This is a genomic window from Amycolatopsis acidicola, assembly GCF_007713735.2.
Lineage (GTDB): Bacteria > Actinomycetota > Actinomycetes > Mycobacteriales > Pseudonocardiaceae > Amycolatopsis_E > Amycolatopsis_E acidicola.
On record NZ_VMNW02000046.1, the window covers coordinates 1 to 22,688 of the forward strand.

At 69.4% G+C, this 22,688-nt stretch carries 24 protein-coding genes; 6 read left to right on the top strand and 18 right to left on the bottom strand.

The annotated features are described in order from the left end of the window. Positions 1–20: 20 nt before the first annotated feature. From FPZ12_RS26540 to FPZ12_RS26555, 4 genes are read right to left on the bottom strand one after another with little or no spacing between them, the layout of a single operon-like run. Positions 21–299: a hypothetical protein gene (locus FPZ12_RS26540; RefSeq protein ID WP_144753651.1), complete on the bottom strand. Its 279-nt coding sequence runs from the start codon at positions 297–299 to the stop codon at positions 21–23. Beyond that, on the bottom strand, positions 296–1,840 hold the full coding sequence (locus FPZ12_RS26545; RefSeq protein WP_144753654.1) for a class I adenylate-forming enzyme family protein: 1,545 nt from the start codon (positions 1,838–1,840) through the stop codon (positions 296–298). Before FPZ12_RS26545 ends, FPZ12_RS26540 begins: the two co-directional genes overlap by 4 nt. Further along, positions 1,837–3,228 carry an MFS transporter gene (locus FPZ12_RS26550; RefSeq protein ID WP_144753657.1) on the bottom strand — a complete coding sequence of 464 codons (1,392 nt, stop codon included), beginning with the start codon at positions 3,226–3,228 and terminating at the stop codon, positions 1,837–1,839. Before FPZ12_RS26550 ends, FPZ12_RS26545 begins: the two co-directional genes overlap by 4 nt. Before the next feature lie 58 nt (positions 3,229–3,286). Continuing rightward, positions 3,287–5,050 (bottom strand): N-acyl-D-amino-acid deacylase family protein, encoded by a 1,764-nt coding sequence (locus FPZ12_RS26555; RefSeq protein WP_144753670.1) that lies wholly within the window; start codon positions 5,048–5,050, stop codon positions 3,287–3,289. Positions 5,051–5,300: 250 nt separating this feature from the next. Between FPZ12_RS26555 and FPZ12_RS26560 the strand changes: the two genes are divergently transcribed. Both FPZ12_RS26560 and FPZ12_RS26565 read left to right on the top strand, forming a co-directional pair. Beyond that, positions 5,301–6,059, top strand: a complete 759-nt coding sequence (locus FPZ12_RS26560; protein ID WP_144753673.1) for an SDR family NAD(P)-dependent oxidoreductase — start codon at positions 5,301–5,303, stop codon at positions 6,057–6,059. Further along, complete coding sequence (locus FPZ12_RS26565; protein WP_208026017.1) at positions 6,056–6,979, top strand: NAD(P)H-dependent flavin oxidoreductase; 924 nt, start codon at positions 6,056–6,058, stop codon at positions 6,977–6,979. Before FPZ12_RS26560 ends, FPZ12_RS26565 begins: the two co-directional genes overlap by 4 nt. A gap of 7 nt (positions 6,980–6,986) precedes the next feature. On the opposite strand, the gene FPZ12_RS26570 is transcribed toward FPZ12_RS26565, so the two are convergent. Beyond that, complete coding sequence (locus tag FPZ12_RS26570) at positions 6,987–7,586, bottom strand: TetR/AcrR family transcriptional regulator (protein WP_166462914.1); 600 nt, start codon at positions 7,584–7,586, stop codon at positions 6,987–6,989. A 115-nt stretch (positions 7,587–7,701) separates the two neighbouring features. On the opposite strand from FPZ12_RS26570, the gene FPZ12_RS26575 reads away from it, so the two are divergent. After that, positions 7,702–8,601 (top strand): LLM class F420-dependent oxidoreductase, encoded by a 900-nt coding sequence (locus FPZ12_RS26575; RefSeq protein WP_144753679.1) that lies wholly within the window; start codon positions 7,702–7,704, stop codon positions 8,599–8,601. On the opposite strand, the gene FPZ12_RS26580 is transcribed toward FPZ12_RS26575, so the two are convergent. From FPZ12_RS26580 to FPZ12_RS26630, 13 genes are all read right to left on the bottom strand, one after another. Beyond that, entirely contained in the window at positions 8,594–9,439 is an 846-nt protein-coding gene (locus FPZ12_RS26580) for an alpha/beta fold hydrolase (RefSeq protein ID WP_144753745.1), read from the bottom strand. The genes FPZ12_RS26575 and FPZ12_RS26580 overlap by 8 nt on opposite strands. A 34-nt stretch (positions 9,440–9,473) precedes the next feature. Beyond that, positions 9,474–10,100 (bottom strand): TetR/AcrR family transcriptional regulator, encoded by a 627-nt coding sequence (locus FPZ12_RS26585; protein WP_144753682.1) that lies wholly within the window; start codon positions 10,098–10,100, stop codon positions 9,474–9,476. A 9-nt stretch (positions 10,101–10,109) separates the two neighbouring features. Then, on the bottom strand, positions 10,110–10,613 hold the full coding sequence (locus FPZ12_RS26590) for a cupin domain-containing protein (RefSeq protein WP_144753685.1): 504 nt from the start codon (positions 10,611–10,613) through the stop codon (positions 10,110–10,112). Positions 10,614–10,743: 130 nt separating this feature from the next. Further along, positions 10,744–11,526, bottom strand: coding sequence for an enoyl-CoA hydratase (locus tag FPZ12_RS26595; protein WP_144753689.1), 783 nt, complete (start codon positions 11,524–11,526; stop codon positions 10,744–10,746). Further along, positions 11,523–12,029, bottom strand: a complete 507-nt coding sequence (locus tag FPZ12_RS26600) for a flavin reductase family protein (RefSeq protein ID WP_144753692.1) — start codon at positions 12,027–12,029, stop codon at positions 11,523–11,525. Before FPZ12_RS26600 ends, FPZ12_RS26595 begins: the two co-directional genes overlap by 4 nt. Further along, complete coding sequence (locus tag FPZ12_RS26605) at positions 12,026–13,243, bottom strand: cytochrome P450 (RefSeq protein ID WP_144753695.1); 1,218 nt, start codon at positions 13,241–13,243, stop codon at positions 12,026–12,028. Before FPZ12_RS26605 ends, FPZ12_RS26600 begins: the two co-directional genes overlap by 4 nt. Beyond that, entirely contained in the window at positions 13,227–14,498 is a 1,272-nt protein-coding gene (locus FPZ12_RS26610) for an MFS transporter (RefSeq protein ID WP_144753698.1), read from the bottom strand. Before FPZ12_RS26610 ends, FPZ12_RS26605 begins: the two co-directional genes overlap by 17 nt. Positions 14,499–14,527: 29 nt before the next feature. Next, a complete protein-coding gene (locus tag FPZ12_RS45720) occupies positions 14,528–14,962 on the bottom strand; it encodes a lipocalin-like domain-containing protein (RefSeq protein WP_166462915.1) in 435 nt (144 codons plus the stop codon). After that, positions 14,959–15,471 carry a thiolase C-terminal domain-containing protein gene (locus FPZ12_RS46625; protein ID WP_243770042.1) on the bottom strand — a complete coding sequence of 171 codons (513 nt, stop codon included), beginning with the start codon at positions 15,469–15,471 and terminating at the stop codon, positions 14,959–14,961. Before FPZ12_RS46625 ends, FPZ12_RS45720 begins: the two co-directional genes overlap by 4 nt. Further along, positions 15,468–16,124 (bottom strand): beta-ketoacyl-[acyl-carrier-protein] synthase family protein, encoded by a 657-nt coding sequence (locus FPZ12_RS46630; RefSeq protein WP_166462917.1) that lies wholly within the window; start codon positions 16,122–16,124, stop codon positions 15,468–15,470. Before FPZ12_RS46630 ends, FPZ12_RS46625 begins: the two co-directional genes overlap by 4 nt. Continuing rightward, positions 16,121–16,561 (bottom strand): Zn-ribbon domain-containing OB-fold protein, encoded by a 441-nt coding sequence (locus FPZ12_RS26620; RefSeq protein WP_166462918.1) that lies wholly within the window; start codon positions 16,559–16,561, stop codon positions 16,121–16,123. Before FPZ12_RS26620 ends, FPZ12_RS46630 begins: the two co-directional genes overlap by 4 nt. A gap of 11 nt (positions 16,562–16,572) precedes the next feature. Next, on the bottom strand, positions 16,573–17,763 hold the full coding sequence (locus FPZ12_RS26625) for an aromatic ring-hydroxylating oxygenase subunit alpha (protein ID WP_144753703.1): 1,191 nt from the start codon (positions 17,761–17,763) through the stop codon (positions 16,573–16,575). 33 nt (positions 17,764–17,796) lie between these two features. Next, positions 17,797–19,209 carry an aldehyde dehydrogenase family protein gene (locus tag FPZ12_RS26630; protein WP_144753706.1) on the bottom strand — a complete coding sequence of 471 codons (1,413 nt, stop codon included), beginning with the start codon at positions 19,207–19,209 and terminating at the stop codon, positions 17,797–17,799. 100 nt (positions 19,210–19,309) lie between these two features. On the opposite strand from FPZ12_RS26630, the gene FPZ12_RS26635 reads away from it, so the two are divergent. The 3 genes from FPZ12_RS26635 (at position 19,310) to FPZ12_RS26645 (ending at position 22,677) form a co-directional block, all read left to right on the top strand. Next, positions 19,310–19,939: a TetR family transcriptional regulator gene (locus FPZ12_RS26635; protein ID WP_144753709.1), complete on the top strand. Its 630-nt coding sequence runs from the start codon at positions 19,310–19,312 to the stop codon at positions 19,937–19,939. A gap of 93 nt (positions 19,940–20,032) precedes the next feature. Then, positions 20,033–21,562: a class I adenylate-forming enzyme family protein gene (locus FPZ12_RS26640; protein WP_144753712.1), complete on the top strand. Its 1,530-nt coding sequence runs from the start codon at positions 20,033–20,035 to the stop codon at positions 21,560–21,562. 2 nt (positions 21,563–21,564) lie between these two features. Next, a complete protein-coding gene (locus FPZ12_RS26645; protein WP_144753715.1) occupies positions 21,565–22,677 on the top strand; it encodes an NDMA-dependent alcohol dehydrogenase in 1,113 nt (370 codons plus the stop codon). The last annotated feature ends 11 nt before the right edge of the window (positions 22,678–22,688 follow it).

A 22,688-nucleotide genomic window follows, 5' to 3' on the forward strand; every position in this document is an offset into this window, starting at 1 on the left:
ACCACGCCCCTCCCCACCAGCTACCGCGGCGTCCACAGTTCCGACCCCCTCGGTTCGACCGCGTCCGAGCCCGCCAGCTCACCCGACCGCATCCGGCGCCCCACCTCGGCCGCGACCTCAGGCGAGTCGAGGACGTACACGGCGAGGAACTCATCGCCGGACTCGTACCGCCGCGCGGATCGCACGCCCGGGATCGCGAGCACCTCGGGCAGGTGCACCTCGTCGTACCAGCGGTGGTAGCCGGCTTCACGACCCGCCGCCGGGGCGCTGCGGACCAGCCAGAGCACTCCCTCGCTCATACCGGCTGCCCCGCTTTCAGGTCCAGCGACCCGGCGGGAGCACCCGGATACTGCTTCCGCAGCTCGGTCTTCTGGATCTTCCCGCTGAGCGTGCGCGGCAGCGGCCCGGTGTTGTCGATGAGGTACCGGGGCCGCTTGTAGTCGGCCAGCTCCGTCACCAGCGCCGAGCGCAGCGCGGGCACGTCGACCGCCGCCGCGTCGGTGACGATGAGCGCCGGCACCTCGCCCCACCGTTCGTCCTCGACCCCGATCACGGCGCACTCCTCCAGCCCCAGCACCGTGGCGAGCACGCGCTCGATCTCGGCCGGATACACGTTGAGCCCGCCGGAAATCAGCATGTCCTTCTTCCGGTCCACCACGCGGATGTAGCCCTCTTCGTCCATCACGCCGACGTCGCCGGTATGCAGCCAGCCGCCCCGCAGCGCCTCGGCGGTCTCCTCCGGAAGCTTCCAGTAAGAGTCCATAATGGACGGTCCGCGCGCGATGATCTGCCCCGCCTCGCCGCGGGGCAGCTCCTCGTCCTGGTCGTCGACGATCCGCATCTCGGTGTGCAGCACCGGACGCCCGGCGTAGCCCAGCTTCCGCTCGGCGTCGGCCGGGTTGAGCGTGGCGAGGTACCCGCCGGAGCATTCGGTGAGCCCGTACCCCTGCGCGAGCGTGATCCCGCGCTCCTGCCACCCGTGCAGCAGGCCACGCGACACCGTCGCCCCCGCCGCCCTGCACAACCACAGCGAGGACAGGTCCAGCGACCCGAAGTCCTTGTGGTGCAACACTTGTTCGAAGATCACCGGCACACTGCTCCACACCGTCGCCCGCTGTTCCGCCGCGAGGTGCATGACGTACTCGGGGTCGAACCTCGGCGCGAGCACGAGCGTCGCGCCGCAGATGAGGGTCTCCCGGACATAGGTGTTCATCCCGCCGGTGAAGGCCATCGGGATCGCGACGAGCGTCCGGTCCCGCCAGGTGACGCCGTCCCCGAGCGCCACGGCCAGCGCGGAAGCGATGATGTTGCCGTGGTTGATCCGCACGCCCTTGGGATATCCGGTGGTGCCCGAGGTGTAAAAAAGGAACGCCATGTCGTCGCGGCCCGGCTCCGGCAGTCGCGGCCCCGGCTCGCGGATCGCCTCCAGCGTGCGCCAGCCGTCGGCCGCTTCGGTGGACACCACGGTGATGTCGCGGTCGGCCGCCGGTTCGCCCAGCACCCCGGCGAAATGCGGTTCGGTCACCACCAGCCGGACCCCGGAGTTGTCCAGCGGGAAGCCCAACTCGGCCGCGGTCCAGCGGATGTTCAGCGGGACGACGAAAGCACCGGCCTTCCAGATCGCGATCACCGTCTCGACGAACTCGGGCCGGTTGCGCATGAGGATCCCGACCCCGTCGCCCGGCTCGACGCCGAGCGCGCGCAGCCCGCGCGCGAGAGCCGTGGAGCGGGCGTCGAGTTCACGCCACGTCGTATCGGTGCCCTCGAAGTGGAGCGCCGTGTGCCACGGCCGGTACTCGGCCCAGTAGTGCACCAGGCCCGCGAGATTCTGTTGTGTCATCGGATGATCTCCTCTTCGGTGCCGGTGCGCGGGGACAGCCCGGCGGTGTCGGGGGCGCGCCGGAGCCTGCGCAGCTCGACGACGCGGAAAACGACGGCCAGCACGCCGACGGCGACCACGGCGGTCAGCGAGATCGCGAGGATCCTCGGCGTGGAAAGCCCGGCGGCGATCAGCGCGCCGCCCAGCGCGGGGCCGAACAGCCCGCCGATCGTGGCGAATCCATTGGCCCAGCCCAAACCCATCGCGCGGATCGTGGTCGGGTACACCAGCGCGGCGAGCGCCGTGACGGCCGACGCGGAACCCAGCGTGCCGAAACCGTAGAAGAAGCACAGCAGGATCACGAGCCCGTCGACCGCGCCGGTGGACAGGTTCAGCATCAGCAGTACGACGGCGGCGATCGAGAGCAGCGGCCCGAGCGCGATCATCGCGGACTTCGGCGGCAGCCGGTCCATCAGCACGCCGAGCGAGATCCCGCCGACGATCCCGCCGAGCGAGGCGATCGACGTCGCCACCGCGGCGGCGGATTCGCCGACCCCGGCGCGGGTCAGCAGCTCCGGCAGGAAGCTGAAGATGAAGAAACTGGTGAACAGCGCGAAGAACAGCATGAACCAGACCAGCAGGGTGCGCCCGGCATAACCGTCGCGGAACAGCACGCCGAGCCCGCCGCCGTGCCGGTGGTCCTCGTCGGCGAGATAGGTGGCCTCGTCCGGATAGGACTTCCCGGGGTCGATCCGGCGCAGCAGCCGCGCCACTCCGGCGTGGTTTCCCTTGCGGGCCAGGAATTCCACGGACTCGGGCACGAGTGTCCAGGTGGCCAGCAACAGGATCAGCGGCAGCGCGCCCGCCACGAACAGCAGCGCGGAACCGCCGAGGTGCGGCACCAGCACGGACGCGATGAACCCGATCACCATGCCACCGCCGGCCGCGCCGACGCTGAGGATCGTCTGGATGGTCGCCTTGAGCCGGGTCGGCGAGAACTCGGCGCCGAGCGCGGCGCAGGTCGGCACGGCCGCGCCGATCCCGAGCCCGGAGAAGAACCGCAGGACGGCCAGCTCCGGCACCGAGGTCGCGAACAGGCACAGCATGGTGACGACGCTGTAGAGCAGGATCCCGTACCTCATCACCCGGCGCCTGCCGACCACGTCGGCGAGCGGGACGAGGACGAACTCCGCGACGATCTGCCCGATCAGGGTCACCATGACCACGATCGAGAACACGGCGGCGCTGGTGCCGAACTTCCCGGCCAGCGAAGGGATCGCGTAGCCGATGGACAGCGAGTTCACGCCGTCGGCGAAGGTCAGCAGGCAGCAGATGGCGAAGATCCGGTTCTGGAGACCGGAAAGGCGGGCGCGATCGATGACTTCGGTGATGCGGACGACGGTGGCCACAAGCGTCCCTCGATTCGAGGCCGGAACGGATACCGGAGCGGTGCGTGCGTAACTGGGGTCAGCGAGCGAGTCTTCCCGGCCGCTCGCCGGTGTCCTGGTCGGCCAGCCGGGTCGGCACGCCGCGCACGACGGTGGCGACGTAGCCCTCCCCTGGCTGGATGAACCGGCTGCCGCCGGCGGGCAGGTCGTGCAGGAGCTTCGGGGGCCGGACCGCGAGGCGGTCCAGGTCGAGGATGTTCACGTCGGCCCGGCGGCCGGGTACGAGCGCGCCCCGGTCGGTCAGCCCGAACGTCTCGGCGGGTTTCGCGGTGATCTTGGCGACGACGAGCTCGATCGGCAGCCGCTCGCCGCGGGTCCGGTCGCGCACCCAGTGCGCCAGGTGGAACGTCGGCACGGACATGTCGCAGATGAAGTTGACGTGGGCGCCCGCGTCGGACAGACCGGACACGGAGTTCGGGTCGGCGAGCATTTCCCCGGCGGCGTCGAGGTTTCCGTCCACGTAGTTCACCGCGAGGTACATCCCGACACTGGTGCCCTCGTCCTCCAGCAGGAAGTCGTAAAGGTACTCGTCCTCGGCACGCCCGGCCGTCGCCGCGAGCGACGCCAGGGATTTTTCCAGCGGTGGCTCGTAGTCGACGGGATCGGTCATCCGGAACGTGCGCGGCAGCGCGCGACGGAAGAACGGCGGCATGCTGTTCTGCATCGAACCCGGCCGCTCGTGGGGGTGATCCGGCTCGGCCAGGATCGCGCTCTTGACCGCGGGATCCCGCAGCGCGGCAACGAGTTCCGCGCCGGAAAACCGTTCTGCCAGCCGCAGGTAGGTGGGCCGCCGCATGAACAGGTGGTAGCCGCCGAGCGTGGTGAGCACGGTCGCGGCCCTGGGCATGACCATCGGGGAAAGCCGTGCCCCCGCCACGTTTGCGGCCGCCGCGGTGGCCAGCACCTCGCGATACAGGCCAGGATCGCCGGAATGCTGTGAGGTGGTGAAGGTGCACCGGACACCGGATTTGCGCGAGATGCGCGCGAGCATGCGCACCTCTTCGAGCAGTTTGGCCGGATCCCCGCCCGCTCCGGGCACCTCGGACTCGCCGTTGGCGGGGATCGCTTGCACCGTCCCGGCTCCGCCTGCGTACAGCGCCTCGGCGATGGCGAGCAGTTCGGCTTCCGGGGCGAACGTGCCGGGCACCGGACGGCCGGACATGCCGCGGTGGAACAGGATCCGCGAGGTGCTGAAACCGACGGCACCGGCCTGCGCGGCGTCGTGCGCGAGGCGGGCCATCTCGGCCACGTCCTCGGCCGTGGCGGGCTGCTCCCCGGCCTCGTCGTACCCGCGTTCGCCCATCACGTAGTGACGCAGCGGACCGTGCGGGAGCTGGGCGGCGATGTCGAGCGACCACGACCGGCCGCGCAGGAAATCCAGGTACTCGGCGAAGGTTTCCCAATTGCCCCACGGGATCCCTTCATGAAGGGCGGTGCCCGGAATGTCCTCGACGCCCTCCATCAGATCGATCAGCTCGGCCTGCCCGCCATCGCGGACCGGGGCGAACCCCACGCCGCAGTTGCCCAGCACCGCCGTGGTGACCCCGTTCGACGCGGAGCCGATCAGCTCGTCGTCCCAGGTCACCTGGCCGTCGTAATGGGTGTGCGCGTCGACGAAACCCGGCGTGACGATCGCTCCCGCGGCATCGAGGGTGCGCCGCGCGCGTTCGGTCACCTTGCCGACGGCGGTGATCACGCCGTCCCGGACGCCGACATCACCCTCGAACGCCGCCGAGCCGAGACCGTCGACGACGGTGCCGCCCTTGATGACGAGGTCGAGCATCGCTGATACCTCTTCCACGGCTGGTCCGACAACTCTGTCAAACGCCTTTAGATTAAGCGTGAATCAGAACGCCGTCAATGTCTCACGGCGGATCGACGACTTCCTTCGTACCACATGGTTTCTGATCAACACAGACATGACAGGGACGGTCACCGGATTTGAATTGACAACCCATATCCAACGCCGTTTACTCGATGGACACCGCCGTGCGCCACCAGAGTCCACATCGGACACGAGCCGGGAGTGACCCATGACCGAAGCACCCAGGACGATCGTGATCACCGGGGCCGGGCGGGGAATCGGGGCGTCCATCGCCCGCGCCTTCGCCGCCGCCGGGGACGCCGTGGCCGTCGTCGATATCGACGCCGGGCTCGCGGACAAGACCGCGGCGGAGCTGACCGCCGCGGGCCACCGGGCCCTCGCGGTCGAAGCAGACGTAACCTCGGCCACCGACGTCGACAGCGCGATCACCACCGTCGAACGCACGCTCGGCCCCGTCGGCGTGCTGGTCAACAACGCCGGGGTCGCCGCCGAAGGGCTCGCCGGCGTGGCCGGGGTCGAGGAATCCGCGTGGGATCTGGACTTCGGCGTCAACGTCAAGGGCCCGTACCTGCTGTGCCGCCGCGTGCTCCCGGCAATGCTCGAACGCGGTGCCGGGATGATCGTGAACATCGCGTCGGTCGCCGGGATCCGCGGGCGCCGCGCGGGCGCGGCCTACACCGCGAGCAAGCACGCGCTCATCGGGCTCACCCGCAGCATCACCGCGTACTACGGCCGATCCGGCGTCCGCTGCAACGCCGTCTGTCCCGGCGGCGTCGACTCGGGCTTCCAGGCGGGCGTGGCCGGGGACGAGGAGACCGCGCAACTGGTCGCCGAGTTCCGCGCGAGCATGCCGCGCCGTGGCCTGCCGGAGGAGGTCGCGTCGATCGCCGTCTTCCTCGCGTCGGAGGGCGCGTCGTTCATGAACGGCTCCGCCGTGGTCGCGGACGCGGGCTGGACGGCCCCGTGACGCGGTTGCCGCCGTCCCTCGCCGGGCGCTTGCGGCTGCCGCTCATCTCGGCTCCCATGCTGCGTGTTTCCGGGCCTGAACTGGTGGCCGCGGCGTGTTCGGCCGGGGTGATCGGCGCCTTCCCCACCGCCAACGCCGGCGGCGAACTCGACCGGTGGCTGCGGACCATCGAGCTGGCGCTCGGCGAATGTCCTTCGCCCGCCCCGTATGCCGCGAACCTGATCATGCGCGGCCCGCGCACCGCGGAACACCTGGAAGTGCTGCTGGCGCACCGGACCGAGGTGGTGATCACGAGCGTCGGCTCCCCCGCCCCGGTGATCGGGCCGCTCCACGAGGCGGGCGCGCTGGTCCTGGCCGACGTCGCCACCCTCGCCCACGCACGCAAGGCGGCCGAAGCCGGTGCGGACGGTCTCGTGCTGCTCACCGCGGGCGCGGGCGGGCAGACCGGCTGGCTGAACCCGTTCGCGTTCACCCGTGCCGTGCGGGGTTTCTACGACGGCCTCATCGTGCTCGCCGGGGGTATCGCGGACGGGCATGCGTTGCGCGCCGCGGTGACGCTCGGCGCGGATCTCGGCTACATGGGCACCCGTTTCATCGCGACCCCGGAAAGCCTGGCCTCACCGGAATACCGCGAGATGCTGGTCTCCGCGTCGATGGACGACGTCGTGCTCACGAGCGCTTTCACCGGACTGCCCTCCAGCATGCTCGCGCCGTCGATCCGGGCCGCGGGCCTGGATCCCTCACGCCTGGACGAATCCGTGGACCCGGCGACCGCGGCCGAGCTGTACGGCGCGGGCTCGGGCACGCGGCGGTGGACCGACGTGAAGAGCGCGGGCCATTCGGTGTCCGGAGTGGAAGCCGTGCGGACGGCCGCCGAGGTGGTCGCGCAAACGTTCGCGGAGTTCCACGGCGATGGCTGACCTGGGCTCAGTCCTCCGCTGCAGGGGCGAAGCGCTCGGTCAGTTCGACGACGACCGTGCGCAGCATCCCGGCGAAAACCTCGTCCTCCAGTGCGGCTCGCCGTTTGCGCTGCGCGGCTCCCCCGGACAGGCTCGTGCCGCGTTTTCCCTCGTGCATCAGGGCGGAACCGATGACGAAGGCTTCGATCGTGTCGAGGATGACCATCTGGTGCTCCGGCGGGACGCCCGCCTCCGTCATCCGCGCCATCGCCGCGGCCTCGGTGGGCAGGTCGGCGCGCGAGACGTAGCCGTTCACCCGGAGCTGGGTGAGGTACGGCCGGGCGATCAGGAAGGCCCGGTATTCGATGCCGACCTCGGCGAACCAGTGCCGCCAGTCCTCGCCCTCCTTCATCGCGGGCACCGGCATCTCGGCGAGCGCGGCGCGGGTGACGGAGGTGAGGATCTCCTCCTTCGACGCGAAGTAGTGGTACAGCGAGGCCGCGTTGACGTCGAGCTCCTTGGCGATGCGCCGCACCGTCAGCGCGTCCATGCCCTCCTGCTCCACGAGGTCGAGCCCGACGCGGATGACCGATCGCCGCGAGATGAGCGGGACCTTGGGCCGGGGCATGGCACTCCGTGGTTCCGAGGGGATCAGGCAAGCACCGATAGGCGGGAAACCAGACGTCAGCGGCCTGTTCTCCAGCCGTAAACCTAACACGTCCAGACGCACGGGAGTAGCGAACATGGAACGATCAGTAGTCTTCCCCAGCCAGGAGCTGCCCGCCGACCGCGACGTGGTCACCGCGTTCGCCCAGGCCGCCGAGGAGCTGGGCTACTCGCGGGTGATCGTCTACGACCACGTGCTCGGGGCGGTCCAGGAAGAGCGCACGCCCGCGCTCGCCGCGAGCTACGACGAGACGGTGCCGTTCCACGAGCCGCTCACCCTGCTCGCCTTCCTCGCGGCGGTGACGTCACGGATCGAGCTCGCGACGGGTGTGCTCGTCGCGCCACAGCGGCAAACCGCGTTGCTGGCGAAGCAGGCCACCGAGATCGACGGGCTGTCCGGCGGACGGCTCGCGCTGGGGGTGGGCGCGGGCTGGAACCACGTGGAATTCGAGGCGCTGGGTATGGGCTTCACGGACCGCGGGGCGCGGCTGGAGGAGCAGATCGAGGTGCTCAGGCGCCTGTGGAGCGAGCCCGTCGTGAATTTCGACGGGCGGCATCACCGGATCGACCGGGCGGGTCTCGTGCCACGTCCAGTGCGCCGGATCCCGGTGCTCATGGGCGGCCGGTCGATGGCCGCGGTGCGCAGGGCGGCGCGGCTGGCCGACGGGTTCCTGTTCGCCTTCGGGGGCGAGGAAACGTTCCAGCAGGCCGAAGAGCTCCACGCGGCCGTGCAGCAGGCGGGGCGGGACACGGCCGAGGTGCCGATGGAAATGTACGTCTCGTACGGGGTCGGCCCGGACGCGTGGGCGGCGGATCTGGCCCGCTGGCGGAAGACCGGCGGCACGCGGATGGCCGTCCGGACGTCCACCGCGAGCGCCGCGGCGATCGGGCAGAAAGTGCGGCCGCTCGACGATGTCGACGACCACATCGCCGCTATCGCCGAGTTCGCCGCGTGGTGGGACGGGGCCGTCAGCTGACGAGTGCCCGCCGCAGGAAACCCCGGACGGCATCACTGAAGTCACGGTTGCGGTCGCCCGCGACCATGTGCCGCGCCCTGCCGACCTCCACATACTCCGCCCGCGGCGCCACAGCAAGGAAAGCGCGAGCGTGCTCGGGCTCGACGAGCTCACTGCTCCCGCCACGCACCAACAACAACGGCGCGGTGACGTTCGCGGCGGCCGTCTCGTACCGGGTGGGATCGTCGTCGAAGCGCCGCAGCCGGGCCGGGTCGACGAGCGCCGGATCCCAGTGCCAGCGCCAGCGGCCGTCCTCGCCCCGGCGCAGGTTCTTGGCCAGCCCACGGGTGTCCTTGACCGGCGGGCGATGCGGCAGATAGCGCGACACGGCCGCGGCGGCGTCCTCGAGCGTGGCGAAACCGTCGAGCCCGCCGCGCATGAAATCGACCACCTGCTGACGGCCGTCGTCACTCATCCGCGGCGTCACGTCGACCAGGATGAGCCCCGAGCAGTCGACCGCGGGATCCTCACCGGCCGCGAGCAGCGCCGCGCGCCCGCCCATCGACGCGCCCACCAGCGCGACCGGCCGGGCCAGTTCCGCCGCGATGGCGCGGATGTCGTCGGCCAGCACGCCTGCCGTGTAGTCGGCATCCGGTGCCCAGCCGCTCTCGCCGTGGCCGCGCATGTCGAGGTTCACGGCCAGGAACCCGTCCTGGGCCAGCGCATCCACGGTCTCGCCCCACGAATGCCGGGTCTGCCCGCCACCGTGGATCAGGATCACCGCGGGCCCGTCCGGCGGGCCGGCCACGTCGGCGACCAGGCGGACGCCCCCGGCGCCGGCGAAATGGCGGACCTCCATACGCACACTCCCGTCCTCTTTTCGCCTAATGACTTTAGATTACGGGATACGCCGACGCCACACCCTGAAGGTACATTCGCACCGCGTGCTCCGCGATCTCCTCGCGGCCCATCCGGCTCGCGGCGACGGCTTTCGCCAGGCCGGGCCAGCGTTCGTCGTCGATCTCGGTGGGCGGGTTTTCCCTGCCCTGCACGAAATCGTCCGCGTCGGCGAACGCGATCCCGAAGACGGATTTCTCCAGTCCGCGCATGATGGCGTACCGCGCTTCGGCGGGGATGCCGATGCGCTCGAGGATCTGCGCGCCACGCTCGTGCGAAGGCATCACCGAAGTGGCGGGAAAATGCGAGTACAACAGCTGCACCGCTTTCGGGTGCGCCATGATGTGCCGGTAGGTGCGCATCGACAGCTCGACGAACCAGTCCTGCCAGTTCACCGGTTGCGGGTCGCTGCCGAGCGGGATGTCCGAAAGCCACTCGCGCGCCGCCTCGGCCAGCAGGTCCGAGCGGTTCGCGAAATGGTGGTACAGCGACGGGCTTTTCACCCCGAGGTGCCGCGCGAGCTTCTCCAGGCTGAACCCGTCGATCCCTTCGACGTCGATGATCCGCAGTGCGGCGCGCACTGCCAGACGCCTCGAGATCAGCGGTTGCTTCGGCCTGGGCACCTGCGCATGTTAACCGGCGGAATCGGCGCGGGCCGCCCCGATGATCGTCGAAAGGACGCGGACGGCCTCCGCGGAATCGTTCCGCCAGGCGTGCCGGGTGCCGTTGACCACGACGAGGTCACCCGCTGTCAGCGCGACCTCGCCGTCGTCGAGTTCGAGGACGACGGACCCGGACAGCACGAGGTTGACGTCCACCGAATCCGTGACGTGGAAGCCCGGCCGCTCGCCGTTCTCCGCCTCGCCGTTCTCCGCCTCGCCGTTCTCCGCCTCGTCGTTCTCCGGCCGTTCGCCCGTCGCGCCCGGGGGCACCGTCCAGGTCAGCACCCACACGCCACCGGGCGGCGGGAAGGACATCGCGGGCGGCGCTTCTCCGCCGGCGGGCACCGTGGGCGGAGAATCTGCGCGCCACAGGTGTTCGAGGTCCATGCTCCCGAACGAGGTGGTGCCGACGACGTCGTCCGACTGGACGTACGACCGGCCGTCGGGCTTCTCCGCGGTGATGACCTTGCGCATCTGGCTCCTCTCAACATACGCGAAAACGAGCGAGCCCGCCTCGCGCACGGGCCTCGCGGGCCCTCGCGGGCTTGAAGACCGCAGGTCCGGGCGATCGTCGGAAAACGCGACGTACGCCGTTTCTCCTTACTCAGCCCCGGTTCTGCGCCCGGCCGCGCTCGATGATGTCCTCGCGGCGGCGCTCGACGTCCGCGCTTCCGGGTGCGGCGGCGAGCCATTCGCGGGCGGTGGCGGCCTCCACGCGGTCGCCGTCGCCGACGAGTTCCGACTCCAGCCGCCGATAGGAGCCGAGCAGCGTTCGCACCGCCGCCTGGTCGTTGCCCGCGATCGTCGCGGCCACGCGGAGCGCGGCCGGCAGCAACTCGTCGTGCGGAACGACGTCCGTCACCAGCCCCGCACGCAAGGCCTGATCCGCCGAAAGGAAATCGCCGGTCAAACTCATCCGCCGGGCCAGCCCGGGGCCGACCGCCAGCGGCAGCAGCACCGAAAGCCGCCAGCCCGGCAGCACCCCGACCCGCGCGTGCGTGTCGGCGAAGCGCGCCTTCTCCGAGGCGATAAGGATGTCGCAGTTTAGCGCGATTTCGAGGCCACCCGTCACGGCGGCCCCGTTGATCGCCCCGATCAGCGGGGTACGCAACGGCTCACCCCACGGCGGCCGCGACTGGGTGCGGTCGACCGCTTCTTCCAGCGGACCTCCCCCGGACAGCTCCCGCAGGTCGAGCCCCGCGCAGAACACCGGGTCCGCACCGGTCAGCACGATCGCCGCGACGTCCTCCGTACCGTCCAAATCGGCCAGTGCCGCCCGGAGTTCCCGCAGCAGTACGGAATCGATCGCGTTGCGGACATCGGGCCGGTTCAACGTGACGACGGCCGTGCCGTCGCCCGTCGTCTCCACCAGAACGGGAGCGGTCACGGGAACTCCTTGTGCGGTAAGGCGGTCTGCTTCTCCCACCGACCATATCCGCCGCGGAAGAACACCAGGGGGTGATCTGCGACAGCATCGAGCGCGGTCACCCGGCCCAGTGCCAGGTAGTGATCGCCGGTCTCATGCACGGATTCCCACGCGCAGTCGATCCACGCCAGCACCCCGTCGAGCACCGGAGCGCCCGACGGCGCGTCGCTCCAGCCGACGTCCGCGAACTTGTCCGCGCCGCTGGTGGCGAAAACACGGCAGAGGTCCTCCTGTCCGGCGCTGAGCACGTTGACGCAGAAGGACTTCGCCGCCCGGATCCGCGGGAAGCTGCTCGACGCCTTCGCCGGCAGGAACCCGACGAGCGGCGGATTCAGCGACACCGACGTGAACGAGCCGATCGCCATCCCCGCCGGGGATCCGTCCTCCCCGATCGCGGTCACGACGCACACCCCGGTCGGAAAGTGCCCGAGCACTTCCCGGAACCGGGCGGCCTCCACACTCACGTCGGTTTCCGCGACGGCGTGAACACCAGCGGGAGCGACTCCACGCCACGGACCTGGCTGTGGTGGAACGACGGTTCGGCGCCCGGCGCGAGCGCGTAGTCCGGCATCCGGCGGTGGATTTCCTCGAGCGCGATCCGCAGCTCCAAGCGCGCCAGGTGCGAGCCGACGCAGCGGTGCACGCCGGCACCGAAAGCCAAGTGCCGGTTGACCTCGCGGTCGAGGCGCATTTCGTGCGGGCAGGCGAACTCCCGGCCGTCCCGGCCCGCCGCCGACGACATCACCAGCACCATGTCGCCCGGTTCCATCGTGACCCCGCGCAGCTGCACTCGCTGCTTGACCACCCGCCCGATGGCGACCGGGGCGTCCAACCGCAGCAGCTCCTCAGCGGCGGGACCGGCGAGCGCGGGATCGGCCAGCAGCGCGTCCCGCTGGGCGGGATTACGGATGAAATGCAGCATCCCGAACGAGAGCACCCCGCGAACGGTGTGCAGGCCGCCGATCATCAGCAGCCACAGCAGCCGGTGCAACTCGTCGTCGGTCAGGCGTCGTTCGCCGGCGTACTGGGCGTCGAACAGCACCGACATCACGTCCTCGGACCGCGGTTCCCCGCGCCGGGCGACCATCTTCCCGAAGTACTCGAACACCGCCGTGTTCGCGGCCTGCCGGACTGCCGTGTCCTGCTCAGGGGTGCCGTCGGGTTTTCCGACGAGCAGATCGTTGGTCCATTTCTCGAACTTCGGCGCGTCCTCCGACGGCCAGCCCATCAGCGACACGAAGGTCGCGCTCGTGATCGGATGGGCGAACTCCGCGGCGAAATCGCATTCACCCCGTTCGGCGAACCCGTCGATCAGCTCGGTCGCCCGCGCGCGGATCGGATCTTCGAGCGCCTTCATCCGCCGCGGGCTGAACACCCTGTTGAGGATGTCGCGGTAGTTCTTGTGCTCCGGCGGGTCGATCTCGACCGGGATCGCCTGGTCCGTGGTCAGCCGCGGCACCTGGTCCTGCGTGCTCGAGAACACCTCCCAGTTCCGCAGCACGTCGTGGGCGTCGTCGTAACGGGTGATGATCCAGTAGCCGCCGTGCAGCGGTGAGTACGCCACCGGCGTCTTCTCCTGCAGTTCGGCCAGGCGTTCGTGCGGCACGGCCAGCGCCGGATCGGTGATGTCGAAATCGACGACGAGCTCGGGCGGGATTTCGTCAGTGCGTGCGGGCATCGGTGATCTCCTTTTCGGTCGGGGAAGCCGGGGCGCCGTCGCAGACACCGGTACGCGGAACGGCCACAGTGAGCACGCACGCGAGCACCCCGGCGACGGCGAACAGCAGGAATGCCGTGGAGGCGGAGAAACCGGCACCGATGACGGCACCGATGATCAGCGGCCCGCACACCCCGCCGAGCCGGCCGATGCCGACATCCCAGCCGAGCGCGGTGCCCCGGGCGCTCGCGGGGTAATAGATCCCGGCGAAACCGGAGACGGCGGTCTGCGCCGTGCAGAACACCCCGACCCCGAACACGAGCAGCACGATCGCGAACGCGGGCAAGCGCAATACCAGGAAAATCGCCGCCAGCCCGCAGATGAAGAACGACAGCCCGATCACCTTGCGTGGGCTGAACCGCTCGGCCAGCGCGGTGACGCCGAGCATTCCGACGACGTCACCCAGGTAGAAGGCGAGCAGGAAACTCAGCCCCGAAGCGAACCCGTAGCCGTTGGCCACCAGGATCTGCGGCAGCCACGTGGTCATCCCGTAGGAGATCATCAGTCCGCAGAAGGTGATGAGCGGGAACAGCAGGGAAGCCAGGCGGAAACCCGGCCGGAAGAGCTGGCGGATCGCTTCGGTGCGGTTCACCCGCGTGCGGGTGCGGCCGCGGTTCGCGAGGTACGTCGTCGATTCGGGCAGCAGGAAGAAGACCACGGGGAACAGGACCAGCGCGAGGATTCCGCCGAACGCGAACACCGAACGCCAGCCGAAAGCCGGGATCAGGACGAGTGCCAGCAGCGCGCCGACGATCCCGCCGATCGGGAAGCCCAGCTGGATGAACCCGTTGAAGAACTGTTTCCGTTGCGGGGGAACGTAGTCCTGGGTCAACGCGATCGTGCTGGGCAGCGCGCCGCCGAAGCCGAGACCGGCCACGAACCGGAAGACACCGAACAGCTCCGCGTTGGGGGCGACGGCACAGAGGACGGTGAAGACCGAGAAACTCGCGACGCAGGCGAGGATCACCGGCCGTCTGCCGACGATGTCGGCGAGGCTGCCGGAAACCGCGGCGCCGATGAGCATCCCGAGCAGCGACAGGCTGCCGACCAGCCCGATCATCGCGGAGTCGAGCCCCCACTGGTGCGATTTCACGAGCGAGGGCACGGCGGTGCCGTACATCGTCAGGTCGAGTCCATCGAGGACAGTGACTGCGAGACAGAGCCAGACGACGCCGAGTGCGCCGCGTGTGGTGGTGGGGCGTGCGAACAACGTCATTGTCGTTCCTTTTTTCGCCGTTTCGGGGATCAGGAGAGGCGGCGCCAGGTGAGCTCGTCCCACATACGGCGCCCGGACCGGGTGGTGCGTTCTTCGGTGGCCAGGACCAGCCGGTCCTGCTCCCACCGCACCCTGCGCACCAGATCGGTGCCGGGATGTTCGGGGTAGAGCGAAATATCCAGGTGGTGCACGACCTTCTCGCCCTCCAGCGAGAACCGGCCGCCGTAGCCGACGAAACCGAACGCGGCGGCACCTCGTTCTGCGTCGTCGGCGGTGAGGAATTCGGCTCCGGCGGGCCATTCGCGGTCACGGCGCATGAGCAGCGCCGTGACCCGGCCGTCCGGGGAGTAGCTGATCTTGCCGACCGGCTCCGGCCCGAGGACCTGGCCGATCGGGTTCCCGTCGACGATCCGGACGAAATCGACCAGATCCCAGGTGCCGTACAGGTCCTCGGGCTCGGTCACAGGGTCGCCTCCGTGCCCAGCAGCGCGGTGGACACCACCGGGTCGCCAGGGCCGCCGGTCATCAGCGACAGCGCGGCATCGGGCACCTGGTTGCACGACGTGCCGCGCACCTGGCGCACGGCCTCGTTCACCAGGCTCATCCCGTGGATGAACCCTTCGGCGAGGTTGCCGCCGGAGGTGTTGACCGGCAGCTTTCCCTTGGGCGCTATGAGGTTGTCGAAGGTGATGAAATCGCCGGCGCTCTCCAGCGTGCAGAACCCGTGCTCGATCAGCGCGGACACGCCCATGCCGGTCATGTTCTCGTAGATCTGCGCGACGTCGACGTCGCCGGGCCCGTACCCGGTCTCCTTCCACAGCCGGTCCGCGACGCCCTGGAACCCCGCGGACCAGTACGGGCTCTGGTTCTCCTCGATCATGCCCCAGCCTTTGACGGCCCCGGTGGGCGCGCCGAGGAGATACGCGGGCGGCTGCGCGAGATCCTTGGCCCGTTCCGCGGACACGAGGATCACCGCGGCACCGGCGTCGTTCTCCCGCGAACAGTCGAACAGGTGATACGGCTCGGAAACCCACCGTGACTCGTCGTAGCTTTCGGCATCCAACTGGGTGTCGCGGCCGATCGCGCGGGGTTGTTCCGCGCGTGGTGGTAGGACGCCAAAGCCATGTCCCGCAACGTCCGCGCGGGCACACCCTCGGCCTCGATCAGCCGCGTGGTGCGGAGCGCGCACATCTGCGCCGGCGCGTCGAGCCCGTTGACCAGGTGTTGCGCCGCGGTGTCGTCCTGAGCGACGTCCACCCGCAGCCGTTGGCCGCCCTTCTCCGACATCGCCCGGTAGACGGCGACGACGTTGGCCTGCCCGGTCACGATCGCGCTCGCGGCGGGCCCGAGAGCGCCGGGGATTCCGCCGCCGTGGGTCCACACGAGGGCGCCGAAGCGCAGTTCCTTCGTGCCCAGCGCGGGCATCATCCGCTGGCCGTCGTTGCGCTCGGAGCCATACGACACGAACCCGTCCACTTCGGACGGATCGAGCCCGGCGTCATCGCAGGCGGACACGATCGCCCGCAAGGCCAGTTCCAGCGCCGGTTTCCCGGACGTGCCCCGTTTGTAGTACGGCGTCTGGCCGATGCCGGCCACCGCCGTGGTGCCTCGCAGAGCCGTGTTCACGATTTCGCCTCCAGTGCCCAGCGAAGCGCCGGATAGCCCTTGGACTTCGGGGACGGCGGGTCGATGTGCCCACGCACCGGCGCCCCGATCTTCAGGCCGTCTTCGGGCCCGTCGAGCACCCCGATCACGCGGACGCGCCCGGCCCCGGGCAGTTCGGCGACCACCACGACGTACGGCACGTCCTCCGCGCGTTCGCGGGTCCGGTCGAACGCGTACCAGCTGCGCGTCCACGAGTAGACGGTGCCCGCCGGTTCCACGAGCACCCATTCCTGGTCCCACGAACCGCAGTCCCCGCACCGGAAGTGCGCCGGCCAGATCCAGCGCGCGCACCCGGCGCAGCGCGGGAGCCGGAACTGCCCGTCTTCGAGGAACTCCCAGTACTTCTCATCGGCGTTGATGCCACCGGAGATCCGGTGCGCCTGGAAGCTGTAACCCACGGTGTTCTCCTTCAGCCCCAGTGCCGCGGGTCGTCGAGCGCGCGCCGCAGCCAGTGGTGGAAGTGCTGGTTTGCGACCTCGTTGCGGCCGAACAGCAACGGCCGCAGGTCGGTGTTCGACACCGCTTGCTGCAGGGCCCGGTTGACGACCAGGTCCTCGTCACGCAGCACGGCCATCAGGATGTTCCAGTTCTTGTCCCAGCGCGCCTTCTGCTCGTCGGTGACGGCGGGCTCGCGGATCAAGATGCGCATCTGCATCCGGGTGCCCACCGCCTTCCCCGGCGCGGGCACGAAGTTGAGCACCTCCAGGTGATCGGGCTGACGAAGGATGCTCATGTTCGGCATGATGAAGTGCGCGATCGTGATGTGCCGGTTTATGTCCACTTCGGACGGATCCCGATCGCGCACCTTGTCGATGCTCTTGCGCGCGGACACCACCCGCCCGTGCCGCCCCATCTGCCGCCAGTCCTGCACGTTGTTGTAGAAGTACGGCGCGACGGTGTTCGCGTGGGTGGCGGTGATGTGGTAGCCGTCGAGGAAGGCGTCCATCAGCACCTTCCAATTGATGTCCTCGTCGAAGTTCCCCGTGGTGTAACAGGTGTAGGCGTCCAGCTCGAACGCGGTGAGCGCGTCGTCCAGCTCGGGGCCGAGCCACTCCGCCACGTCGATCTTCACGTCCCCGGCCGCGGAGTCCACCACCCAGACGAACCCGTGCCGCTGCTCGACCGGCACCTCCAGCAGGTTGAGGCAGCTCTTGTCGACCGAGCCGAACGTCTGTTCCTGCGCGATCGCCCGCAGCTTCCCGTCACCGGCGAACGTCCAGCCGTGGTAGCCGCAGCTGAAGAACCGCCGCGAACCGGCGTCGTCCATCACCAGTCGCGCGCCGCGGTGCCGGCAGACGTTGACGAACCCGCGGATCTCCCCGTCGGGCTGGCGCACCAGCACGACCTCGTTGTTCGGCAGCCGCACCGTCAGGAAGTCTTGCGGGTTCGGCAGTTCCGACCCGTGCGCGGCGAGGATCGGCACGTGGCCGAAGATCTCCGCGCGCTCCCGCCGGGCGAGCTCGGGATCGGAGTAGACGCGGGGATCCACTTCGAGGACCTCGTCGGCGAGGTCGGTGGTCCGGTTCTCGATGTGGTCGAACATCGCCCGCGCGAACCCGGCCTTCTGCGCGGCGTCATACGGCAATTCGGTGAACACCATTGAACAGACCTCCTCCTTGAGGTTCAGCCGGTGTTACAACTGCAGGCTTTTGATCTCGACGAACTCCGCCAAGCCGAACGCCCCGCCTTCCCGTCCCAGGCCGGACTGCTTGTAGCCGCCGAAGGGCGCGGCGCCGTTGAACTTGCCGCCGTTGACCTCGATCTGCGTGGCCCGCAGCCGCCGGGCGACACGCTGGGCGCGCTCGTCGTCGGCCGACCAGACGGCGCCGGCGAGGCCGTACTGGGTGTCGTTGGCGATAGCGACGGCCTCGGCTTCGGTGTCGTAGGCGATGATCGACAGCACCGGGCCGAAGATCTCTTCCTGCGCGATCCGCGCCTGCGGGTCCACGTCGGAAAAGACGACGGGCTCCACGAAGTACCCGCGTGGGTTGCGTTTCGACGGCTCCGCCGAACCCGTGAGCAGCCGCGCGCCGTCCTCGATCCCCTGACGGACGTACCCGAGCACGCGGTCGCGCTGGCTGGCGTTGACCATCGGGCCGAGCCTCGTCCCGTCGTCCGTGGGGTCGCCGGGCACGTACTTCGCCGCGGCGGACGCGGCCAGTTCCTCGGCCTCGGCGAGCTTCGACCTCGGCACGAGCATCCTGGTCTGGGCGTTGCAGCTCTGGCCGCCGTTGAGGTAGCTCGCACGCACGGTGTGCGGGACGGCCACGCTCAGGTCGGCGTCGTCCAATACGACGCTCGCGCTCTTGCCGCCGAGTTCGAGCGCGACGCGCTTCACCGTCGGCGCCGCGAGCTCGAGGATCCGCCTGCCGACGACGGTGGAGCCGGTGAAGCTCACCATGTCCACGTCGGGGTGCCGCGCCAGCGCTTCGCCGACGACCGGCCCGTAGCCGTGCACGAGGTTGAACACCCCGGGCGGGAACCCGACCGCGTCGATCGACCGCGCGAGCGCGATGGCCGTCAACGGCGCGACCTCGCTGGCCTTCACCACGACCGTGCAGCCGGCGGACAGCGCGGCGCCGATCTTCGCGGTGATCTGGTGCAGCGGATAGTTCCAGGGCGTGATGGCGCCGACCACGCCGATGGGCTCGCGGATGATCAGCGAGTTGCGCAGCTTCTCCTCCCACGCGAACTCGGTCGCGGCCGCGCTCGCCTCCCGGAGGTCGACGATGCCGAGGCCCACCTGCGCCCACCGGGCGACCCGGCGCGGCGTGCCGACCTCGGAGACGAGGATGTCGGTGATCTCGTCCTGCCGTCGTTCCAGTTCGTCGGCGAGGCGGGCGACGAGCTTGGCGCGTTCACCCGGTCCGGTTTCCGCCCAGCCTTCGAAGGCGCGGCGCGCGGCGTGGACCGCGCGGTCGACGTCCTCGGACGTACCGGCGGGCACGTCGCCGACGGGTTCCTCGGTGGCCGGGTTGAGCACGGTGACCCGCTCCGTGCCGGTGGAAGACGTCCAGGCGCCGTCGAGATAGAGATCTGCAGTCACGGTTGGGGAACTCCCCTCGAAGAAAATGTGCGAATTTACCTTATGAGTGTAGAAACAATTCTGTCAACACATGACCGGGAAGATCCGGCATACTGTCCGCATGCCACGCCCCGCACAGCCCATCCTCAGCTACGACGGGATCGTCGAGTCCGCGCTCGCGATGATCGACGCGGACGGGCTCGAGTCGTTCAGCGTCAAGGCGCTGGCGCGGGCGATGAACGTGCGCGGCCCGTCGCTGTACTACTACTTCTCGGACAAGGCCGCCATCCTGGAGGCCGTGGCACGACGGATCGTGCAGCGGACACCACGACCGCGCGACCGCGCGCCGGAGCACTGGATCGAGTACTTCGTGACGCAGAGCCTGAACTTCCGGCGCACGATCCTGCGGCACGCCAACGCCGCGCCGGTGCTGCAGGAGTTCATGCCGAGGGACGTGTTCGGCCCGATCTACGAGATCTCCGCCCGGTTCCTCACCGAAGCCGGGATCCCGGAGCACCAGCAGGTGCTGATCATCGAAGGACTGGACCGGTTCACCTTCGGCGCCGCGCTCACCGAGGCGATGAAGCCGCCCGCGGACCGCAAGGACATCTTCCCGCACGTCGATCCGCTGCTGCAGCCCTCGCTCTCGCATTCGGTCAGTGCCAACGAACTCACCCCCGAGGAGCTGTGGGCGGAGTCGATCCGGACGTTCCTGCGCGGCATCGCGGGTGACGGCCCTTCTGGCCATTGACACGCTCTATCTACCGCCGTAAGGTAAATAAAGCAATTCTTCTTGCCCTTTCCGGCTGATTTCTCCGTCAACGAAGACAGGAGTGCGGGCGCGATGCAGCGGTCATGTTCGGAAAACGCTCCCCTGATCACCGACGGCGTACGCTGGTGGGCCCGTAACACCCCGGGCCAGGCGGCGCTCGTCTTCGACGGCCACGACGAGGTCTCCTACGAGACCCTCGATCGCTGGACCGACAACGCCGCCGCCAGGATCGCCGAACTGGGCGTACGCCCCGGCGACCGGGTGGGACTGATCGGCGCGAACAGCCTGGAATGGATAGCCGCCGGCATCGGCGCGCTCAAGCTGGGCGCCGTCGCCGTCCCGTTCAACAACCGTTTCGTCGCGCACGAGCTGCGACACCTGATCGAGGACGCCGAGCCGGTGGTCGTCATCGCCGACGACGGCGCGGCACCCCAGGTCACGGAGGCCGGCGGACGGGTCGTCGCGATGGAGGACTTCGCCTCGCTGCGAACCGCCGAGCACGTTCCACTCCAGCCGCCGGAGCTGTCGCCCGACGACATCACGATCATCGTGTACACCAGCGGCACCACGTCGAAGCCCAAGGGCGTCACGCTTTCCCACCGCAGCGCGGTCAGCTTCATGACCGAGTTCGGCTTCACCGAGCCCGCGCTGCGCCCCGGCGGCCGCATGGTCTTCGCGCTGTCGATGTCGGGAATGCCCGGGCTGCCCTGGCACGTGATGATGTCGCTGACGCGCGGCATGACCCTGTACTACGAGCGCGGGTTCGACGCGAAGACGATGTTGCGGCGGCTCACCCACGATCGCGTCGAGGTGATGTGCGGGGTGCCCTTGGTGTTCGAGCAGATCTCCGCGCTGCCTGAGTATGCCGACGCGGACCTGTCCTCGCTTCAGCTCGCCACCGTGGCCGGGGCCCGCGTCTCGCCGACCAACCTGAAAACGTGGCTGGACAAGGGGGTCGTGCTCCGCCAGTCCTACGGTATGACCGAACTGCACGGATTGTCCTCGATCAACCCGGCCGAGGAAGCGCTGCGGCATCCGGAGGCGATCGGCCGCGGTTCGGTGTTCACCCCGCACCGCGTCGTCCGGCCCGACGGCACCGACTGCGCTCCCGGCGAGGAGGGCGAGATCGTGGCGCGCGGGCCGTCGATCACGCCCGGCTACTGGCGCAACCCCGAAGCGACGGCCGTCGCGATTCGCGACGGCTGGTTCCACACCGGGGACCTGGGCGTGGCGGACGAAACCGGGCTGATCCGGATGGTCGACCGGATGAAGGACCTGATCATCTCGGGCGGCTACAACATTGCGCCCTCGGAGATCGAGAACGTGCTGGGCGAACTGCCCGGCGTGGCCGAGGTGTGCGTGATCCCGGTCCGCGACACGAAGTTCGGCGAGACGCCCGCCGCGGTGGTCCACCTCGAAAGGCCGGTCGCCGTCGAGGAAATCATCGAGCACTGCAACGCCCGCCTCGCGGGCTACAAGGTTCCCCGCTACGTCGTGCGCACCGAGCAGCCGCTGCCGAGGATGGCCAGCGGCAAGATCGCGCGGCGCGAGATCCGGCGGGAGTACGCCGATATCCCCGATACTCACCCGAAGGTGCGATGACGATGAGGTCGAAAGCCGCTCTGCTGCGAGAAGTCCCCGGTAAATGGGAAGTCACCGACGTCGAAATAGACGACCCCCGCGAACGCGAAGTCCTCGTGCACTTCCACGCCACGGGTCTGTGCCATTCCGACGACCACCACGCCACCGGCGACGACAACACCCAGCACCTGCCCTACTGCGGCGGACACGAAGGTGCCGGCGTCGTCGAGGCCGTCGGCCCCGGGGTCACCTTGGTCAAGCCCGGCGATCACGTGGTGACACCGTTCATCCCGGGCTGCGGGCGCTGCCGGTGGTGCGCGAGCGGCAGGCAGAACCTGTGCGACCTCGGCGCGCTGATCCCGGCCGGCGCCCAGCTCGACGGCACCTACCGGATGCACGTCGACGGAAACGACGTCGCCCAGGCGGCGTTCGTGGGCACGTTCTCCGAGTGGAGTGTCGTGCCCGAACTGTGCTGCGTGCCCATCCCCCAGGACATCCCGTTGCTGACGGCGGCGCTCATCGGCTGCGGCGTACCCACCGGCTGGGGGTCCGCGGTGAACGGCGGGCAGGTCAAACCCGGCGACGTCGTGATCGTGATGGGCACCGGCGGCGTCGGTATGAACGCCGTCCAAGGAGCGAGCCACGCCGGCGCGGCGCGCGTCATCGCGGCGGATCCCATCGAGTTCCGGCGCACCAGCGCGCTGAAGTTCGGCGCCACCGACGCCGTCGCCGACATCCACGAAGCGACCGAACTGGCGCGGTCACTGACGAACGGGCAGGGCGCGGACGTCGCGATCGTCACCGTCGGAATTCTCGACGGGACGCACGTCGGGCAGGCTTTCGAGGCCATCTGCAAGGGCGGCACCGTGGTGGTGACCGCCATCCCGCCGAAGAACGCGAACTCGATCCCGCTCGACCTCGGGATGCTGCCGAGCTACCAGAAGCGCATCCAGGGCTGTCTCTACGGCGGGATGTCCCCGGTGGAGGCGGTCCCCCGGCTGCTGGGCCTCTACCGCGAGGGCCGACTGAAGCTCGACGAGCTGATCACCCGGACCTTCACCCTCGACGAGATCAACCTCGGCTACGAGGAGATGCACGCCGGCACCACGCTGCGCGGCATCATCTCGTACGTCTGACCGTCCACATT

Bases quoted from the DNA above. Each gene is read 5' to 3' on its own strand.
- FPZ12_RS26540 (WP_144753651.1), bottom strand. From the start codon at position 299: ATGAGCGAGGGAGTGCTCTGGCTGGTCCGCAGCGCCCCGGCGGCGGGT.
- FPZ12_RS26545 (WP_144753654.1), bottom strand. From the start codon at position 1,840: ATGACACAACAGAATCTCGCGGGCCTGGTGCACTACTGGGCCGAGTAC.
- FPZ12_RS26555 (WP_144753670.1), bottom strand. From the start codon at position 5,050: ATGCTCGACCTCGTCATCAAGGGCGGCACCGTCGTCGACGGTCTCGGC.
- FPZ12_RS26560 (WP_144753673.1), top strand. From the start codon at position 5,301: ATGACCGAAGCACCCAGGACGATCGTGATCACCGGGGCCGGGCGGGGA.
- FPZ12_RS26570 (WP_166462914.1), bottom strand. From the start codon at position 7,586: ATGCCCCGGCCCAAGGTCCCGCTCATCTCGCGGCGATCGGTCATCCGC.
- FPZ12_RS26575 (WP_144753679.1), top strand. From the start codon at position 7,702: ATGGAACGATCAGTAGTCTTCCCCAGCCAGGAGCTGCCCGCCGACCGC.
- FPZ12_RS26580 (WP_144753745.1), bottom strand. From the start codon at position 9,439: ATGGAGGTCCGCCATTTCGCCGGCGCCGGGGGCGTCCGCCTGGTCGCC.
- FPZ12_RS26590 (WP_144753685.1), bottom strand. From the start codon at position 10,613: ATGCGCAAGGTCATCACCGCGGAGAAGCCCGACGGCCGGTCGTACGTC.
- FPZ12_RS26605 (WP_144753695.1), bottom strand. From the start codon at position 13,243: ATGCCCGCACGCACTGACGAAATCCCGCCCGAGCTCGTCGTCGATTTC.
- FPZ12_RS26610 (WP_144753698.1), bottom strand. From the start codon at position 14,498: ATGACGTTGTTCGCACGCCCCACCACCACACGCGGCGCACTCGGCGTC.
- FPZ12_RS26625 (WP_144753703.1), bottom strand. From the start codon at position 17,763: ATGGTGTTCACCGAATTGCCGTATGACGCCGCGCAGAAGGCCGGGTTC.
- FPZ12_RS26635 (WP_144753709.1), top strand. From the start codon at position 19,310: ATGCCACGCCCCGCACAGCCCATCCTCAGCTACGACGGGATCGTCGAG.
- FPZ12_RS26640 (WP_144753712.1), top strand. From the start codon at position 20,033: ATGCAGCGGTCATGTTCGGAAAACGCTCCCCTGATCACCGACGGCGTA.
- FPZ12_RS26645 (WP_144753715.1), top strand. From the start codon at position 21,565: ATGAGGTCGAAAGCCGCTCTGCTGCGAGAAGTCCCCGGTAAATGGGAA.